Consider the following 16852-nt stretch of genomic DNA (forward strand, 5'->3'; position numbering starts at 1 on the left):
GACGGGGCCCCGTCGTACGCGCTGGGGCACCGCTGTCGCCTCAAGGAGGAGAATGCCGTGGCAGTGAACGACGTGGGTGCCGCCGCTCGTTCCGAATCAGCGCTCATCGCCGCTCGGCTCGACCGGCTTCCGGTCGCCCGGTGGCATTGGAGACGGACGCTCCTGGTGGGGCTGGCCGCGTTCTTCGACCTCTACGAGGTCTTCATGAGCGGCGTCCTGGGAGGTGTCCTGGGCGAGGAGTGGCATCTGGGGAAGTACGTCAAGGCCACGCTGATCGCTGCCCCGTTCGTCGGGATGATCTTCGGCGCCATCTTCCTGGGCATCGCCTCGGACCGGTACGGCCGCCGGCGCATGTTCATGATCAACCTGGGTACCTACTCGGTGCTCTCGGTGCTCGCCGCCTTCTCGCCGAACATCGGCGTGCTCATCGCGATCCGGCTGCTGTGCGGCGTCTTCATGGGGGCCGAGCTGATCCTGATCGACACCTACCTGAGCGAATACATGCCGAAGCTCAGGCGCGGCCGGATGATCGCGGTCGCCTACACCATCGGGTTCTTCGGCACCCCGGTCGTCGCACTACTCGGCGGTGTGCTGGTCGCCCGCTCGCACTTCCTGTGGGAGGGCTGGCGCTGGCTGCTGCTGTGCGGCGGTCTGGGAGCGATGGCCGTGTTCATCGTGCGCCGCGGGTTGCCGGAGTCCGCGCGGTGGCTCGCCGAGCGGGGCCGGGTCGAGGAGGCGGACCGGATCGTCACCGACATCGAGCGCGTCGTGGAGGCCGAGCGGGGGCCGCTGCCCGCCCCGGAGCCGCCGGCGCCGGTCACGGTGTGGCGGGTCTCGCTGGCCGACATGTTCCGGCCGCCGTACCGGCGCCGGACGGTGATGCTCTGGGTCTTCCAACTGCTCCAGACCGTGGGCCAGTACGGCTTCTCGTCGCTGGTGCCGATCGTGCTGCTGGACAAGGGCTACGACATCGTCGACTCACTCGGCTACACGGCCATGACCTTCATCGGCGCACCCGTCGGTGCGGCGATCGCCATTCCGCTGGTCGAGCGGTACGAGCGCAAGCACCTGATCATCGCGTCCGGGCTGATCACGGCCGGCGCCGGGCTGCTGTTCGGGACCGCGACCTCACCGGTGCTCATCGTCGCGACGGGCCTGGTCATCACGATGTCGAACAACGTGTTGAGCGGGGCCTACCACATCTACCACACCGAACTGTTCCCGACTCAGGTCCGCAGCTCCGCGATCGGCATGGCCTACGCGCTGTCCCGTCTGTCGGCGGCCGCGTTGCCGTTCGCGGGCGTGGCGCTGCTGGACGCCTTCGGCTCGATCGGTGTCTTCATCGGCTCGGCCACCCTGCTGGTGCTGATGTGCGTGAACGTCGGTGTCCTGGGGCCGCGGAGCAACGGCCGCAGCCTCGAAGCGATCACCGGTGAGACGGCGGAGGCCGGCACCGGGGAGCCGGCGTCCTCGGCGGTCCGCGCCGACGTGACCAACGCCTGAGCCGGCCTGACGGGCCTGACGGAGCGGGGCGGCCGCCGGTCACCGGCAGCCGCCCCGCTCCGTCCGTGCCGCTCCGTCCGCCCCGCTTGGTCCGTGCCGCTTCGTCCGTCCCGTGCTACGACAGCCGGGCGATCCGCCCGGTCGTCGGCAGGGCGGCACGCCGTCCGGCCTCGTACGCCTCGATGGCGTCCAGGTGGTCCAGCGTGTTGCCGATCTCGTCGAGCCCCGCCAGCAGACGCCTGCGGGTCTCGGCGGGCACGCTGAACCGCTGCCGGATGTCACCGGCCCGGACCTCACCGGCCTCCAGATCGACGGTGACGGGCGTGGTGGGCTCCCGGTCCAGGAGGTCCCACAGCCGGACGACGACGTCTTCGGGGACCACGACGGGCAGCAGCCCGTTCTGGTAGGCGTTACCGGTGAAGATGTCGCCGAACCGCGGCGCGATGATCGCGCGGAACCCCCAGTCGGTCAGCGCGTAGACGGCGCCCTCACGCGAGGAGCCGGTGCCGAAGTCCCGGCCCGCGACGAGGACCGTCGCCGAGTCGAACGGCTCGCGGTTGAGGACGAACTCCGGGTCGTCCCGCCAGTCGGCGAACAGGTCCTGGCCGTAACCGGCCTTCGTCAGCCGGGTGAGGAAGCGGACCGGGATGATCTGGTCCGTGTCGACGTTGTCGATCCGCAGGGGCGCGGCCTGTCCGGTGTGGACGGTGAACGTGCGCATCAGCCGATGTCCTTCCGGGGCGCCAGGTCAGCGGGGGAGGCGAGGTGGCCGGCGACCGCGCTGGCGGCCGCCACCGCCGGTGCGACGATATGCGTCCGGGCGCCCTTGCCCTGCCGTCCCTCGAAGTTGCGGTTGCTGGTGGAGGCGGCCCGCTGTCCGGGGCGCAGCCGGTCCTCGTTGACCGCGGCGCACAGCGAGCAGCCCGCGGTGCGCAAGCGGACCCCGGCGGCGGTGAAGACCTCGTCGAGACCCTCCTCGACGGCCTGGGCGCGGACCGTGTCCGAGCCGGGCACGAGCACCACCTCGACCCCGTCGGCGACCTTGCGGCCGCGCAGGACGTCGGCGGCCGCGCGGAGGTCCTCGATCCGGCCGTTGGTACAGGACCCGATGAACACCGTGTCGATCTCGACGTCCCGCAGGGAGGTACCGGGCTCCAGGGCCATGTAGCCGAGCGCGCGCTCGGCCGCCGCCCGCTCCTGCGGATCGGCGAAGGACGACGGATGCGGTACGACGCCGTCGAGCGGTGCGGCCTGTCCGGGGTTGGTGCCCCAGGTGACGTACGGGGCGATCGTGGAGCCGTCGAGCACGACCTCCTTGTCGAACACCGCGTCCTCGTCGGACCGCAGGGTGCGCCAGTACGCGAGCTCGGCCTCCCAGGCGTCTCCCGCCGGGGCGTGCGGACGGCCCTCGAGGTAGGCGAAGGTCTTCTCGTCCGGGGCCACCATGCCGGCGCGGGAGCCGGCTTCGACGGTCATGTTGCACACCGTCATCCGGCCCTCCATCGACAGGGCGTCGATGGCGGAGCCCTGGTACTCGACGATGTGCCCCTGCGCCCCCGCCGTCCCGATCCGGGCGATCAGCGCCAGGATCAGGTCCTTGGCGTACACGCCGTCGGCGAGGGTGCCGGTCACGGTCACCCGCATCGTCCTCGGCCGGGTCATGGGCAGCGTCTGGGTGGCGAGCACGTGCTCGACCTGGGAGGTGCCGATGCCGAAGGCGAGGGCCCCGAACGCCCCGAGCGTGGTGGTGTGCGAGTCGCAGCACACGACCGTCATCCCGGGGTGCACGAGCCCGAGCTCCGGCGCGATCACGTGCACGATGCCGCGTTGCCGGTCCCCGGCCCGGTAGACCTCGATGCCGAACTCGGCGCAGTTCTCGGCCAGCAGCGCGGCCTGCCTGCGCATCGCCGGGTCCTCGATCCGCTGGAACAGGTCCACCGTGGGCACCAGGTGGTCCTCGGTGCCCAGGGTGAGGTCCGGGCGGCGCACGGTACGGCCGGCGGCGCGCAGACCGTCGAACGCGATCGGCGTGTTGACCTCGTGCAGCAGGTGCAGATCGACGTAGAGCAGGTCGGGCTCCCCGGGGGCGGAGCGAACGAGGTGCGATCGCCACACCTTCTCGGCCAGCGTCTGTCCCATGCGTCTCTCCCTTTGACTGGTCAGGTCCGGCGTGACTGGTCAGGTCCGGTCAGACTGACGTCCTTCTGTCCAGGAGTTCAAGTGACCGCGACAGTCCCTTACCATTGGCGCAGAATTCACCGCCGCACCATTGCCAGGTGTTCATACGGAAGGTCGAGATGAGATGTCAGCGTTTCTGGAACCGTTAGACCTCGACGTCCTGCGCCTCATCGCGGAGGAGCCCCGCGCCGGAGTCCGTGAGTACGCGCGCAGGCTCGGCGTCGCCCGCGCGACCGTGCAGGCGCGGGTGGACAAGCTCCAGCGCCTCGGCATCCTCATCAGCTGGCGCCCGCAGTTCGATCCGGCGGCGATGGGCTACTCCGGACTGGCCTACGTCCGGCTGCACATCGCCCAGGGCATGATCGAGCAGACGCTCAGCGGGCTGGCCGACATTCCGGAGGTCATCGAGGCGAACGCGGTCGCGGGCAACGCCGACCTGCTCTGCCGTGTGGTGGCGAAGGACAACGCCGGTCTGGAGGAGGTGCTCCAGCAGATCATCGCGATCGACGGGGTCCAGCGCACCTCGACCGAGGTCGTGCTCAGCCGCCGTCTCATGCCGCGGATCGTGCCCCTGATCGCCAAGCTGCACGGGGAACTCTGAGCGGGAAGCCGCACGCGGAACTCTGAGCGGGAAGCGGGGGACCCAAGGGCTGACCGCCGTCTCAGTCCTCCCTCGACCACGACCCGAGCACCATCAGGGTCCTGGTGCCGATGACCTTGCCCGTGCCGCGCAGCCGGTCGATGACCTCCTGGAGGTGGTTGATGTCGCGCACCCGCATGTGGACCAGGGCGTCGAGGTCTCCCGCGATGGTGAACACCGCCTGCACCTCGGGCGTACGGGTCGTGCTGCTGAGGATGTCCCTGACGCTGGTGGTACCGGCGTAGCGGAGCTCGGTGAAGGCCTCGATGCCCCAGCCGAGCTTGGCATGGTCGATCTTGACGGTGAAGCCGGTGATGACCCCCGCCTGGCGCATACGGTCGATCCGGCGTTTGACCGCGGCGACGGAGAGCCCGACCTCGGGGGCCATCTCGGAGAACGTACGGCGGCCGTCCGCCTGGAGCAGGCGGAGCAACTGGTGATCGATCTCGTCCAACTCGTACGGCGTCATCGCAAGCCCTCCGCCTCGGCACAATGACGCAATCAAATCGAGCTCATCGCGCTGTGTCCATAGGTTCTTTGCGTCTTCGCGGTGATCTCGCGCGCGGTCCTTGCGTCGGTCGAGGTGTGGTTGCTGTGCTGTGGACCACTTCCCACTCCCTGCTTCCCACTCCCCGCTCCCCGGCTCTGTGGAGGATTTCCGTGAGTGCCCTGCCCATCTCCCCGTCGCGCGACGACATGTACACGGCCTCGGACGGACGCGCTCCGATGTCGGGAGTGCAGGCGCTGGTGCGCCTCACCCTGGAGCAGCGGCGGCTGGACCGGGCGCGCGGTCTGGACACCCGGGTCTTCGTCTCCGGTTACCAGGGCTCCCCGCTGGGCGGCGTCGATCTGGAGATGGGCCGCGCGGCCCGGTTCCTGGAGGAGGCCGGGGTGGTCTTCCAGGCCGGGCTGAACGAGGAACTGGCCGCCACCGCGGTCGGCGGCACCCAGCTGCTCGACCAGCTCCCGGGCCGTCGTCACGAGGGCGTCACCGGTTTCTGGTACGGCAAGAACCCGGGCCTGGACCGGGCCGCCGACGCCATCCGGCACGCGACACTGGCCGGTACGGCGCCGCTCGGCGGGGCGGTCGCCTGGATCGGGGACGACCCGGACTGCAAGTCCTCCACGGTGCCCAGCTCCTGCGAACCGATGTGCCAGAGCCTGTGCATGCCCCTGTTCGCGCCCGGTTCGGTACGCGAACTCATCGACTACGGGCTGCACGCGGTCGCCCTCTCCCGGGCCGCCGGGCTCTGGACGGGACTGAAGATCGTCGCCGATGTCGCGGACTCGTCGGCGACCGTCGACCTCACCGGTCTCGGCCACGGCATCCCCGAACCCGTACGACGCGCGGCCGGCTCCCCGCCCGTGCTGGTCGGCCCCGCCGCGCTGGACGCCGAACAGGACCTGCTGACCCGCAGGCTGGACATCGCCCGTGGCTACGCGCGCGAGCACCGCCTGAACCGGATCGTCTCCTCCGCCCGGCAGGCGACGCTGGGCGTCATCGCGTCGGGGACGTCCTTCGCGGTGGTACGCCGGGCGCTGAACGATCTCGGCATCGACGAGGCGGAGACGGAACGGCTCGGCATCCGGCTCATCGCGCTGGGCATGCCCTTCCCCCTCGACGGTGACCACCTGGCGGAGCTGACGCGGGGCCTGGACCGGCTGCTGGTGGTGGAGGACAAGACCGCGTTCCTGGAGGGCCACCTGAAGCAGGCCCTCTACCGGCGGCCCGACGCCCCGGCCGTCGTCGGCCGCCTGGATGAGACGGGCCGCCCGCTGCTGCCGGTCCGTGGCACCCTGAAGGCCGACGACGTGTCCCGGGCGCTGGCCGGTCTGATCGGCGCGGAGCGACTCCCGCGGCAGGCGGCGGCCATCGTGCGGCGGCCACGACCGTCGGGACTGCGGATGCTGCCGCTCGTCGCCGCCCGCACACCGTTCTTCTGCTCCGGCTGCCCGCACAACATCTCCACCCGCACAACGCAGGACACCCTGGTCGGCGTGGGAATCGGCTGCCACGCCATGGTCGCGCTGGACGGCGGCGGGAACCGCGGCCACCAGATCGGCGTGACGCAGATGGGCGGCGAGGGCGCGCAGTGGTTCGGCCTCGCGCCGTTCACCGACGACGGACACTTCGTGCAGAACCTCGGCGACGGGACGTTCCACCACTCCGGCTCGCTCGCCGTCCGCGCCGCCGTCGCCGCCGGGGTGACCATGACGTACAAGCTCCTCTACAACGAGGCCGTCGCCATGACCGGAGGGCAGAGCGTCGAGGGCGGCCTCGACGTCGCCGCGCTCACCCGGCTGCTGGCGCTGGAGGGCGTGCGGCGCATCGTGGTGACCACGCCCGAGCCACGGTCCTACCGCCGCGTCCGCCTCGACCCGCGTGCCTCGGTGCGCCACCGGGACGACCTCGCGGACGTCGAGCGCGAACTGGCGGCGGTCGAGGGCGTCACCGTGCTGATCCACGACGACCGGTGCGCGGCCGAGGAACGCCGGCTGCGCAAGCGCGGTGTGCTGCCGACGCCCGCCGAGAAGGTGGTCGTCAACGAGCGCGTCTGTGAGGGCTGCGGGGACTGCGCCGAGCAGTCCACCTGTCTGTCGGTGCAGCCCGTCGACACCGAATTCGGCCGCAAGACACGCATCCACCAGCCCTCCTGCAACTCCGACTTCAGCTGCCTCAAGGGCGACTGCCCCTCCTTCCTCCTGGTCGAACCGGGCCCCTCGGCCGGACGCACCCCACGACGCATCCCCGAGCCGCCGGTGGAACTGCCCGACCCCGAGCGCCGCTTCACCGGCCGGGAAATCGTGCTGCGCATGCCCGGGATCGGCGGCACGGGTGTGGTCACCGCCGCGCAGATCCTCCAGATGGCCGCGCACCTCGACGGGATGTACGCCGCGGGCCTGGACCAGACCGGACTCGCCCAGAAGGGCGGCCCCGTGGTCAGCGATGTGCGGATCGGCAAGGACCCGGTGACCGGCGCGGTGCGCGCCTCGGGCGCCACCGTCGACGTGCTCATCGGCTTCGACCTGCTCGGCGCGGCGGCCGACGGCAACCTCGCCACCTGCGCGCCCGAGCGAACGGTGGCCGTCGTCAACACGGCCGTCGTGCCCACCGCCGCCATGATTACCAAGGGAGCCCCCGTGCCCGGCGGCCCCGAGGACGCACTCGCCAGGATCGCCGCCGCGACCCGCTCCGACGCCCTGCTCCCGCTCGACGCCCAAGGCATGGCGGAGCGGCTTTTCGGCGACCACATGCCGGCCAACCTGCTGCTGCTCGGCGCGGCCTACCAGCACGGCTGCCTGCCCGTCAGCGCCGAGGCGGTGGAGCGCGCGGTGGAACTGGGCGGGGCCTCGGTGGCGAAGAACCTGGCCGCGTTCCGCTGGGGCCGCGCCGCCGTGGCCGACCCGGAGGCGGCGCGGCGCGTCACCGCCCCGCAGGAGGCGGCCCGGCCGAGCACCACCCTGGAGGAGGCGATCGACCTCCGCGTGGCCGACCTGACGGCATATCAGGACAGCGCGTACGCCGAGCGCTACCACCAGGCGGTGCGGGCCGTCACCCGCCTCGCCACCGAGCGTGCGGGGGAGGAGCACGGCCGCCGCGTCGCGTTCGCCTTCGCCAAGGCGCTGCACCAGCTGATGGCGTACAAGGACGAGTACGAGGTGGCTCGCCTGCATCTGGACCCCGCCGAACAGGCCCGTATCCGCGACGAGTTCGGCCCGGACGCCACCGTCTCCGTCCTGCTGCACCCGCCGGTACTGCGCGCCCTGGGCATGAACCGCAAACTGCGTCTGCGCCGCACCAGCGGTCCCGCCTTCCGCGCCCTGCGGGCCACCCGACGGCTGCGCGGCACCCCACTGGACCCCTTCGGCCACACGGCCGTGCGCCGCATGGAACGCGCCCTGATCACGGAGTACGAGGAGCTGATGCGGCAGGCCCTCGACCGGCTCACCCCGGACAGCGCGGACGCGGTCGTCCGGATCGCCGAACTGCCGGAGACCATCCGCGGCTACGAGCACATCAAGGTGGCACGGGTCCGGGAATACCGCGAACGGGCCCGCTCGGCGCTGGCCGCACTGCCGGACTGAGCCCGGCGGCGCAGCGCGGCCTGGCAGCTCACCTCCGTCTCACGCGATCCCCTATCGGCGGGTGCGGCCCGCCGTGGTCAGCACGGCAGTGAGATCGCCTCGGAGGCCGCCGGGCCGCACCGCGACAGTCCGGGCAGCGCGTTTTACGGTGGAAGAGGGGACATCAAGGGTGGAACCTCCGCCATGGCAATTCCGGACCCCAGGGGCAGCGAGGCCGTGTGATGAGCGAAGCGGAGCACGACGGCCACGGGTTCGTCGACGAGGAGGAGCAGGACGACCAGGGAGTCGCCCATGGCCGGGCACACCGCCGGGGCGAGTGGCGTCGGGACGAGCAGGGCGAGGAAGCACAGGAAGGTGAGCTGCTTCCCGCGGGTGAGGAGACCGATCGGAGCCCCGATGTCCTTCTCGACGTCCCCCACCTCGAGGTTGATGAGATCGGCCTCGAGGTGGAGGATCTGCGTGCTCGTGTCTCGTTGCAGGCGGAAGTCCTGGACCTGCTCAAGCTCAACGTCGGCGCCGATGTCCACCTGGGGCGCGTCAAGCTGGAGATCAAGGGCGTGGAGGCGCAGGCGCTGCTGAAGGTGCGGCTGGACAACGTCGCGCGGGTCGTCGGCCGGGTACTGCGCACGATCGACAACAACCCGCAGATCCTGGAGCAGATCACCCAAGGGGCCGGAGCCGCGGTGCGGGACGTCGGTGGCGGAGCCGGGAGCGCGGTCGACGAGCTGGGACGCGGCACAGCCGAAGCGGCCGAGGACGTCGGCAGGAGCGCGGGCGGCGCCGTCCGGGAGGCGGGCAGGACCGCGGGCGAGTCCGCGCGGGCCCTGGGCAAGGGGGCGGGAGAAGCAGCCGGTAAGGCGGTGCGCGGCGCGGAGAAGAGCGCGCGGAGACCGAGCGGGTCCGCGGAATCGGCTGCCGAGGACACGGCCGACGCCGCCGAGCCGACCGCGCGGCGGCCGAAACACGAGGCGGAGCGCGGACAGACCCGGAAGCGCACGTCCGAGCCGCCCTGAAACGATGCGCCCGACGGACGCGGACCGGGGCGCGCCGTGGGCCAGGAGGAAGCAGCGGGACAGAACGCGGGCGACGCCGCGGAGGCGGCGGGGCATGGTCAGGACGAGCGGACGGCGGACATCTCCTTCGCCTCCTCCCTGCGGGCATCCGATCTTCGTTTTCTGCATGAGCCGCAGGCACGGGTGACCTTCCACGGCACCCCCGGCCGCCGGTCGACATCACGCAGCGTGCGAAGAAACCTGCCCGAGCGTGTGCGGGCGCGGGTCGCCTACCAGGACGTCGACATCGCCTACACGCTCGCCACGAAATTCACCGGCGGCCCCCACGACTCGACCGAACGCCGCACGCTCGGCGATCCCGCCCCGGACAGCGGTGACGCGGCCCGCGACGCGGACGGGCCGGCGGACCGCGAACGTACCGACAGCGCCCGGGAGCAGCACACGAACGGGACCTGAGGGGCGCGTGGCGGTCTTGCCGACGTGCGCGCCGCCGTGCTGGTGGGCGTGGGTGGCGACACCGAACCAGTGGGCGTATCCGCAGCGGTGACGTGCCGGGGCGCGGCGTGGACACCGAATGCATCAGTGTCCATGGTGTGTGCCCCGTGAGCCGCGTGGCCGTCTTCGGCAGGGCAGATCGCGCCCCAGCGGGCTGGGCGTGGCGACGACCTACGCCCAGGTTCTCATCGCCACCGACGAGCCACCCCGCGGCTCACTCATCGGTGGCCTCCCCGTGTGTGTCGTGGACCGTGCGCAGAATCGCCTGGGCGCGTTCGTAGACGGGCCGGTCGAGCATCTCGCCGTTGAGCGCGGTCGCGCCGCCGTCGTGTGCGGCCGCTGTCAGGACCTGGCGGGCCCAGGCCACTTCCCGCTCGTCGGGTGTGAACGCGCGGAGGATGGGGGGGATCTGGCGGGGGTGGACGCACAGCTTCGCGGTGTAGCCGAGGCTTTTGGCGTGCACCGCGTCCGCGTGGACCTGGTCCGGATCGTCGAATTGCGGGGTGACGCCGTCGATCGGGCCGGCGGTCCTGGCCGCCGCGGCGGCCAGGACCAGGTGCTGGCGGGCGTGGCTGAGGGCGGCGGGGTCGGTGGGGGAGACGCCGAGGTCGTTGGCGAGGTCGATGTTGCCGAGGGCGGGCCGGGCCACGTTCGCCGCGGCGCAGATCCGGTCGGCGGCCAGAACGCCCGCCGCCGTTTCGATGAGTGGCACCACGGCGCGGTCCGGGACCAGACGGGAGGCGACCGTGGCGATGTCCTCGGGTGTCTCGGACTTCGGCAGCATCACATGGCAGCGGGCCTCGGCGACCAGGCGCAGGTCGTCGGCGAACCAGGGGGTGCCGACGGCGTTGACCCTGACCACGACCGCATCGAGGACGGCCTGTGTACGCAGCCATGCGGCCACCTCGTCGCGGGCCGTGTCCTTGTCCGAGGCGGGCACCGCGTCCTCGAGGTCGATGATGGTGGCGTCGGCTCCGGAGGACAGGGCCTTGGCGAAGCGGTCGGGCCGGTTGCCGGGGACGAACAGGAAGCTGCGGGCGTGTCGGAGGGTGTTCATGCGAGCGATACCACCGTGGTCTTGGTCTCGGTGAAGAAGTCCAGGGCTTCATAGCCCTTTTCGCGGCCGTAGCCGGAGGCGCCGAAGCCGTCGAAGGACAGTTCGAGCCCGCCGCCGGCGCCGTACGTTGCGGTGGCCGCGTCCGATGTCGCGGGTCCATACCGCTCCGAGCAGGGCGTGTCGGTGCCGTTGGCGAGGGCGACGGCCTCGGTGGTGTTCAGGCCGTGGCCTGCGTGTGGCCGGCGTCCAGGCCGAGCCACTCCAGGACGGAGCCGGTGTGCTCGCCGACCGCGGGGACGGCGCCCATCGCCGTCTCGCGGGTCTCGTTGAGCATCGGTGGGCGCAGCGCACGCACCGGGCCGGCCGGGGTGGCGACGGTGCGCACGCGGTCGCGTGCGAGGAGCTGGGGGTGCTGGGCGGCGTCGGCGACATCGCGCAGCCGGGCGTTGGCGATGCGGGCCTTCTCCAGCAGGGCCTCGACGTCCTCGATGCTCCGTCCGGCGAGCCGGGCCTCGATCAGGGCCGCCACCTCGTCGCGGTGCTCGACCCGGTCGGAGTTGGTCGCGAACCGCGGATCCCGCGCCAGCCCCGGATCCTCCAGAATGTCCGAGCACAGCACGGCCCACTCCCGGTCGTTCTGCACCGCGAGGAAGATCTGCCGGCCGTCCCCGGTGGTGAAGGGGCCGTAGGGGGCGATCGCCGCGTGGTGGGCGCCGCTGCGCTGAGGGGGCGTGCCGCCGTAGGTGGCGTAGTACATCGGGTAGCCCATCCACTCGGTGAGCGCGTCCAGCATCGAGATCTCCAGATGCTGGCCCGATCCGGTGCGCTCGCGCTCGTACAGGGCCGTCAGTACGGCCGAGAAGGTGTACATGCCTGCCGCGATGTCCGCGACGGGGATGCCGGCCTTGGCCGGGGTCTCCGGTGTTCCGGTGACCGAGACGACGCCGGTCTCGCACTGGACGAGCAGGTCGTAGGCCTTCTTCGCGCGGTACGGGCCGGAGGGGCCGTAGCCGCTGATGCCGGCCACGATCAGCCGGGGGTGGTCGCGCAGCAGCTGCTCGGCGCCCAGCCCCAGCCGTTCGGCCGCGCCCGGACCGAGGTTCTGTACGAAGACATCCGCCCTGGCCAGCAGCCGGCGCATCACCTCGCCGCCGTGTGCGCTCTTCAGGTCGAGCGTGATGCTCTCCTTGCCACGGTTGAGCCAGACGAAGTGGCTGGACTGGCCGAGCACGGTGGTGTCGTAGGCGCGCGCGAAGTCGCCGCCGCCCGCACGCTCCACCTTGATCACCCTGGCCCCGAGGTCCGCGAGATGCCGGGTCGCCATGGGAGCGGCGACGGCCTGCTCGATCGCCACGACCGTGATCCCGCTCAACGGCAGCGCGGGACCTTCCGCCCCCGCGTGCGGGCCGTGCCTGCGCTGGTCCTCACCCATGTGTGTTCCTCCGGTGTCGGTGTGCGGGGCGGCGGGCGCCACGTTACGCACCAGCAATGCATGAGACAAGCAATAATGCATTATCTGCTGAGAGTATGCTTCGAAGGCTCTGTTCAGGCATGGTGACGGCGACGGGAGAGGACACGATGACGACGCGGGCCGGGACCGGCGGCGCGACGAAGAAGGACAAGATCGCCGCTGAACTGCGCCGCCGCATCCTCACCGGTCAACTGCCCCGCGGTGTACGGCTGCGCCAGGACCAGCTGGCCCGGGAGCTGTCCACGAGCATCACCCCCGTCCGGGAGGCCATGCGGGTCCTGGAGGCGGAGGGGCTGCTGGTCTCCGAGTCGCACAAGGGGGTCCGGGTCGCCGGTCTCGACCTCGAGCGCACCAAGGGCACCTACATCGTGCGCAGGCTGGTGGAGAGCTACGCGATGCGCCGCGCCACCCTGCGGTTCAGCCGCCTGGACCTCGCCCAGGCCAGGGGGCTGATCGAACAGATGCAGCAGGCACTCGACGCGGCCGACCCTGCCCGCTACCAGGAACTCAACGAACGCTTCCACTTCCACTTCTACGAGCGGTGTGGCGTGCCCTCGCTGTGCGACGAGATCAGAGCGACATGGCAGAGCTTCCCGTGGGACCTGTCGCTGGAATCACTGGACCGCAGCGCCGCGTCCCAGGCCGAGCACACGGCGATCGTCGACGCCATGGCGGTCGGCGACCCGGACCTCGTGGCCCAGGCCACCGAACAGCACATCGCCCATGGCTTCGCCGCGCTGATCGAGCGTGCCACGGGAACCCGGCGCCCCGATCCGTTCCCCCTGGAAGCCGACTGACATCCGGTGATCGGACGTCAAGCCGGCCCGCACGCGCCTCGTTGGAACCGGGGGGCGAAGGGCGGGTGCTTACGCCGCCGGAAGCCGCAGATGGCCGTCGACGCGGCGGGGCACCGTGCTCAGTCCGTCCGCCGGCTCGGGCGGCAGAAGGTGGCCGGGACTGTTCCGCCAGGCCAGGGGCCGGAGGAAGCGGCGGATTCCGGTCGGTCCCACGGATGTGTGCTGGTTGTCGGTCGCCGGCCAGGGACCGCCATGGTGCTGGGCCCAGGTGACGGCTACGCCGGTGGGACAGCCGTCGAACAGCAATCGGCCGCTTCCGGCGGCGAGCACGGGAGCGACGCAGTCGCGCACTGGATCGTCGACGGTGCCGCCGTGGACCGTCCCGACCAGTGCCCCGGGCAGCCGCTCGATGAGTGTCGGCCCGGTGTCAGCGGCGCAGCCCCAGGACGTCCGCGCCCGCGTAGCGGGCCTGGGGACCCAGCTCCTCCTCGATGCGGACGAGCTGGTTGTACTTGGCGGTGCGGTCCGCGCGGGAGAGCGAGCCCGTCTTGATCTGGCCGCAGCCGGTGGCGACGGCGAGGTCGGCGATCGTGGTGTCCTCGGTCTCGCCGGAGCGGTGGGACAGGACGACGGTGTAGCCGGCGCCGCGGGCGGTGGCCACGGTGGCCAGGGTCTCGGTGAGGGTGCCGATCTGGTTGACCTTGACCAGGATCGAGTTGGCGATGCCGTCCCGGATGCCGGCGCGCAGCAGCGTCTCGTTGGTGCAGAAGACGTCGTCGCCGGTGAGCTGGCAGCGGTCGCCCAGCCGGGCGGTCAGGGCCCGCCAGCCGTCGTGGTCGTCCTCGGCCATCGGGTCCTCGATCGAGGCGACGGGGTAGCGGTCGACGAGGGCGGCGAGGTAGTCGGCGTGTTCGGCGGGGGTGCGGCGGACGCCCTCGCCGGTGTAGTCGTAGTCGCCGTCGCGGAAGAACTCCGAGGTGGCCGGGTCCATGACGAGGGTGATGTCGGTGCCGGGCCGGTAGCCGGTCTGTTCGATGGCGCGTACGACGCAGTCGAGGGCTTCCTCGGCGCTGCGCAGTTGGGGTGCGAAGCCCCCTTCGTCGCCGACGTTCACGCTGTGGCCGGCGGCGAGCAGGTGGGCGCGCAGGGTGTGGAAGACTTCCGAGCCCATGCGGACGGCCTCGGCGAAGGTGCCGGCGCCGATGGGGGCGATCATGAATTCCTGGAAGTCGAGCGGATTGTGGGCGTGGGCGCCGCCGTTGATGATGTTCATCATCGGCACCGGCAGCAGCCGGGCGTCGACTCCGCCGACGTAGCGGTACAGCGGTAGCCGGTGGGCCGCGGCCGCGGCCTTGGCGGTGGCCAGGGAGACGCCGAGCAGGGCGTTGGCGCCCAACCGTGACTTGGCGGCCGTCCCGTCCAGTTCGATCATGGTGTGGTCGACCGTCGCCTGGTCCTCGGCGTGGAGTCCGGTGACGGCGTCCGCGATGCTCTCGTTCACGGCGTCCACGGCCCGCCGTACGCCCTTGCCGTGGAAACGGGCGGGGTCGCCGTCGCGCAGCTCCACCGCCTCCCGGGCGCCGGTGGAGGCGCCCGACGGGACGGCGGCGCGGCCGAGCGAGCCGTCCTTGAGTTCGACGTCCACCTCGACGGTCGGATTGCCCCGGCTGTCGATGATCTCCCGTGCGACGACCCGGCTGATAGCGGTCACGGTGCAGCTCCTCAGGCTGAGCCCGCACGGCGGCGGGCGGTAAGTTCCGTGGTGAAACAAAGTGAGTTCCGATTGGGAACCTACTATGGACGCATGAGGATGCACAACGCCGACGAGACATGCGGCATCGCCCAGGCCGCCCTGGTCCTGGGGGACTGGTGGAACGTACTGGTGCTGCGGGAGGTCGCACGCGGACATGTCCGCTTCGACGCACTGGCCACCGAGATCGGCCTGTCCAGGAAGGTGCTCACCGAGCGGCTCGGGCGGCTGGTCGCCCAGGGGGTCCTGCGTCGCAGCCTCTACCAGCGGCGTCCGGTGCGCTACGCGTACCTGCTCACCGACGCCGGGGAGGCGCTGCTGCCCGTGCTCGTCGCCATGCAGGACTGGGGCGACCGGTGGGTGCTGGGCGACGGCGACGTCACCGCGACGGCCGCGGTGGACGGCGCCGAGCACGCCAGGGTGCACGCCCTGGTGGGCACCCGCCTGCCCGAGGGGCTCGAACTGCCCGGCACCGAGGGCACCGACCTGCCCCTCGTCTCACCGGGCGCCGCGGCGACCGTGCTGTTCACCTACCCCGGCACCGGAGTGGAGTGGGGCGCGATCCCCGGGGCCGCCGGCTGCACGCTGGAGAACCGGCTCTTCAGGGACGCCTGGCCGGACTTCCTGCGCGCGGGGGCGGACGTGCGCGGCATCAGCACCCAACTCTCCCATGAACAGGCGGACTTCGCCCGCGCCGAGGCGGTCCCGTACCCCCTCCTGTCCGACGCCCGCCACCAGTTGGCCGCGGCCCTGCGGCTGCCGACCTTCCGCGGCGCGGGCCGGCTGCGGCACAAGCGCCTGATCGTCGTCGTCGACGCCCAGCGGACCGTGCGGCACACGCTGTTCCCGGTCCTCGACATCCCGCACGCGGTCGACGAGAGCCTGAGACTGGCCGCGGACTGCGCCCGGAGCGCTTGAGCGGCGCACCGCGCCGGTGACGTGGCGCCAGTGCCCCACCGGCGTCCCGGCGAGGTGACGCAGCGGGCAGGACGCGCCGCCCGGGACGTTCGTCAGCGTGGCCGTCTTCCTGAACCGGCCGGTGGGATCACGTGCGCAGATGAGACGCGCCGTTGAGGTCGACGACGGTTCCGGAGGCCCACACCGCCGCGGGAGACGCCAGGAAGTGCACAGCGGCGGCGATCTCCTCCGGGGTGCCGACCCGGCCGAACGGGCTTTCCGCCCGCAGGCGTTCGCCTTCCGCACCGGACAACTTCGCCGCCTGCCGCTCGGTGGCCACGAACCCGGGAGCGACGGAGGTGACCGCGATGCCGTGCGGAGCCAGTGCCACCGCCAGCGACTGGCCGAGTGCGTGGAGCGCGGCTTTGGCCGCCCCGTAGGCCGGGAAGTCGGGTTCGCCCCTGAACGCGCCGCGTGAGCCGACGTTCACGATCGCGCCGCCGGCCCCGCGGTCCACGAGGTGGCGGGCCACGGCCCAGCTCAGGTCGGCCGCACCGAGCAGGTTGACCTCGACCATGCGCCGCCAGATCCGCTGCCAGTCCGCCAGCGGGGTGTGCGCGATCGGGTGCCGCGTGTCCGCCGTGGGCGCCACGGCCGCGTTGTTCACCAGGACGTCCACCGTGCCCAGGGCGGCGAGCGCCTCGGCTACCACCCGCTCGGCCGCGCCGGGCTCGCCCAGGTCGGCCTGGAGCAGCGTATGTCCCTCGCCCGGCAACTGCCGCAGGGTCTCCTCGGCATCCGCGCGGCGGCCGGCGTACTGCACCGCGACCCGGTCGCCACCGCGGGCGAAGGCCAGCGCGACGGCCCGGCCGATACCGCGCGAGCCGCCGGTCACCAGTACGCCCCTCATCGGGCGGACACCATCGGCTCGTCACGTTCGTGGGTCGCGGGTCGGTGGGACATCG

General features: G+C 71.8%; 16 protein-coding genes. 7 read left to right on the forward strand and 9 right to left on the reverse strand.

From position 1 onward, the window contains the following. Nucleotides 1-57: 57 nt before the first annotated feature. The gene (locus PS467_RS39110; protein ID WP_311039269.1) at nucleotides 58-1503 is read left to right on the forward strand and encodes an MFS transporter; all 1446 of its coding nucleotides are present in this window, start codon (nucleotides 58-60) and stop codon (nucleotides 1501-1503) included. Between the two features lie 115 nt (nucleotides 1504-1618). Here the strand turns inward: PS467_RS39110 and leuD are convergent, their stop codons facing one another. Both leuD and leuC read right to left on the reverse strand, forming a co-directional pair. Beyond that, nucleotides 1619-2224: a 3-isopropylmalate dehydratase small subunit gene (gene leuD, locus PS467_RS39115; RefSeq protein ID WP_311039270.1), complete on the reverse strand. Its 606-nt coding sequence runs from the start codon at nucleotides 2222-2224 to the stop codon at nucleotides 1619-1621. Continuing rightward, entirely contained in the window at nucleotides 2224-3642 is a 1419-nt protein-coding gene (gene leuC, locus PS467_RS39120; RefSeq protein ID WP_311039271.1) for a 3-isopropylmalate dehydratase large subunit, read from the reverse strand. Before leuC ends, leuD begins: the two co-directional genes overlap by 1 nt. A gap of 163 nt (nucleotides 3643-3805) precedes the next feature. Between leuC and PS467_RS39125 the strand changes: the two genes are divergently transcribed. Next, the gene (locus tag PS467_RS39125) at nucleotides 3806-4282 is read left to right on the forward strand and encodes an Lrp/AsnC family transcriptional regulator (protein ID WP_268976430.1); all 477 of its coding nucleotides are present in this window, start codon (nucleotides 3806-3808) and stop codon (nucleotides 4280-4282) included. Nucleotides 4283-4343: 61 nt separating this feature from the next. Here PS467_RS39125 and PS467_RS39130 read toward each other — a convergent pair whose 3' ends face one another. After that, nucleotides 4344-4790 (reverse strand): Lrp/AsnC family transcriptional regulator, encoded by a 447-nt coding sequence (locus PS467_RS39130; RefSeq protein WP_268976431.1) that lies wholly within the window; start codon nucleotides 4788-4790, stop codon nucleotides 4344-4346. A 191-nt stretch (nucleotides 4791-4981) separates the two neighbouring features. Here PS467_RS39130 and PS467_RS39135 point away from each other — a divergent pair, with 191 nt between their 5' ends. From PS467_RS39135 to PS467_RS39145, 3 genes are all read left to right on the forward strand, one after another. Then, on the forward strand, nucleotides 4982-8407 hold the full coding sequence (locus PS467_RS39135; RefSeq protein WP_311039272.1) for an indolepyruvate ferredoxin oxidoreductase family protein: 3426 nt from the start codon (nucleotides 4982-4984) through the stop codon (nucleotides 8405-8407). Between the two features lie 221 nt (nucleotides 8408-8628). Next, nucleotides 8629-9420 (forward strand): hypothetical protein, encoded by a 792-nt coding sequence (locus PS467_RS39140; protein WP_311039273.1) that lies wholly within the window; start codon nucleotides 8629-8631, stop codon nucleotides 9418-9420. Nucleotides 9421-9456: 36 nt separating this feature from the next. Continuing rightward, a complete protein-coding gene (locus tag PS467_RS39145; RefSeq protein ID WP_311039274.1) occupies nucleotides 9457-9876 on the forward strand; it encodes a hypothetical protein in 420 nt (139 codons plus the stop codon). A 253-nt stretch (nucleotides 9877-10129) separates the two neighbouring features. On the opposite strand, the gene PS467_RS39150 is transcribed toward PS467_RS39145, so the two are convergent. From PS467_RS39150 to PS467_RS39160, 3 genes are read right to left on the reverse strand one after another with little or no spacing between them, the layout of a single operon-like run. Further along, nucleotides 10130-10972 carry an HpcH/HpaI aldolase/citrate lyase family protein gene (locus PS467_RS39150; protein WP_311039275.1) on the reverse strand — a complete coding sequence of 281 codons (843 nt, stop codon included), beginning with the start codon at nucleotides 10970-10972 and terminating at the stop codon, nucleotides 10130-10132. Then, nucleotides 10969-11232 carry a hypothetical protein gene (locus PS467_RS39155; protein WP_311039276.1) on the reverse strand — a complete coding sequence of 88 codons (264 nt, stop codon included), beginning with the start codon at nucleotides 11230-11232 and terminating at the stop codon, nucleotides 10969-10971. Before PS467_RS39155 ends, PS467_RS39150 begins: the two co-directional genes overlap by 4 nt. Then, on the reverse strand, nucleotides 11190-12404 hold the full coding sequence (locus PS467_RS39160; protein WP_311039277.1) for a CaiB/BaiF CoA transferase family protein: 1215 nt from the start codon (nucleotides 12402-12404) through the stop codon (nucleotides 11190-11192). Before PS467_RS39160 ends, PS467_RS39155 begins: the two co-directional genes overlap by 43 nt. Before the next feature lie 146 nt (nucleotides 12405-12550). On the opposite strand from PS467_RS39160, the gene PS467_RS39165 reads away from it, so the two are divergent. Beyond that, nucleotides 12551-13240, forward strand: coding sequence for a GntR family transcriptional regulator (locus tag PS467_RS39165; RefSeq protein WP_311039278.1), 690 nt, complete (start codon nucleotides 12551-12553; stop codon nucleotides 13238-13240). Between the two features lie 69 nt (nucleotides 13241-13309). Here PS467_RS39165 and PS467_RS39170 read toward each other — a convergent pair whose 3' ends face one another. Together PS467_RS39170 and eno are read right to left on the reverse strand one after the other, a co-directional pair. Continuing rightward, complete coding sequence (locus PS467_RS39170; RefSeq protein ID WP_311039279.1) at nucleotides 13310-13591, reverse strand: hypothetical protein; 282 nt, start codon at nucleotides 13589-13591, stop codon at nucleotides 13310-13312. A 76-nt stretch (nucleotides 13592-13667) separates the two neighbouring features. Then, nucleotides 13668-14951: a phosphopyruvate hydratase gene (gene eno, locus PS467_RS39175; protein WP_311039280.1), complete on the reverse strand. Its 1284-nt coding sequence runs from the start codon at nucleotides 14949-14951 to the stop codon at nucleotides 13668-13670. A 93-nt stretch (nucleotides 14952-15044) separates the two neighbouring features. Here eno and PS467_RS39180 point away from each other — a divergent pair, with 93 nt between their 5' ends. Continuing rightward, nucleotides 15045-15908, forward strand: a complete 864-nt coding sequence (locus PS467_RS39180; protein ID WP_311039281.1) for a winged helix-turn-helix transcriptional regulator — start codon at nucleotides 15045-15047, stop codon at nucleotides 15906-15908. Nucleotides 15909-16035: 127 nt separating this feature from the next. Here the strand turns inward: PS467_RS39180 and PS467_RS39185 are convergent, their stop codons facing one another. Beyond that, a complete protein-coding gene (locus PS467_RS39185; protein ID WP_268976440.1) occupies nucleotides 16036-16797 on the reverse strand; it encodes an SDR family NAD(P)-dependent oxidoreductase in 762 nt (253 codons plus the stop codon). Between the last annotated feature and the right edge of the window lie 55 nt (nucleotides 16798-16852).

This window comes from Streptomyces luomodiensis, assembly GCF_031679605.1.
In the GTDB taxonomy this organism is placed as follows: Bacteria; Actinomycetota; Actinomycetes; order Streptomycetales; family Streptomycetaceae; genus Streptomyces; species Streptomyces luomodiensis.

What these genes read in the sequence shown, in the direction of transcription:
- PS467_RS39185 (WP_268976440.1), bottom strand. Translation starts at nt 16,797, where the DNA reads ATGAGGGGCGTACTGGTGACCGGCGGCTCGCGCGGTATCGGCCGGGCC.
- leuC (WP_311039271.1), bottom strand. Translation starts at nt 3,642, where the DNA reads ATGGGACAGACGCTGGCCGAGAAGGTGTGGCGATCGCACCTCGTTCGC.
- PS467_RS39180 (WP_311039281.1), top strand. Translation starts at nt 15,045, where the DNA reads ATGAGGATGCACAACGCCGACGAGACATGCGGCATCGCCCAGGCCGCC.
- PS467_RS39160 (WP_311039277.1), bottom strand. Translation starts at nt 12,404, where the DNA reads ATGGGTGAGGACCAGCGCAGGCACGGCCCGCACGCGGGGGCGGAAGGT.
- PS467_RS39125 (WP_268976430.1), top strand. Translation starts at nt 3,806, where the DNA reads ATGTCAGCGTTTCTGGAACCGTTAGACCTCGACGTCCTGCGCCTCATC.
- leuD (WP_311039270.1), bottom strand. Translation starts at nt 2,224, where the DNA reads ATGCGCACGTTCACCGTCCACACCGGACAGGCCGCGCCCCTGCGGATC.
- PS467_RS39165 (WP_311039278.1), top strand. Translation starts at nt 12,551, where the DNA reads ATGACGACGCGGGCCGGGACCGGCGGCGCGACGAAGAAGGACAAGATC.
- PS467_RS39150 (WP_311039275.1), bottom strand. Translation starts at nt 10,972, where the DNA reads ATGAACACCCTCCGACACGCCCGCAGCTTCCTGTTCGTCCCCGGCAAC.
- PS467_RS39140 (WP_311039273.1), top strand. Translation starts at nt 8,629, where the DNA reads ATGAGCGAAGCGGAGCACGACGGCCACGGGTTCGTCGACGAGGAGGAG.
- PS467_RS39130 (WP_268976431.1), bottom strand. Translation starts at nt 4,790, where the DNA reads ATGACGCCGTACGAGTTGGACGAGATCGATCACCAGTTGCTCCGCCTG.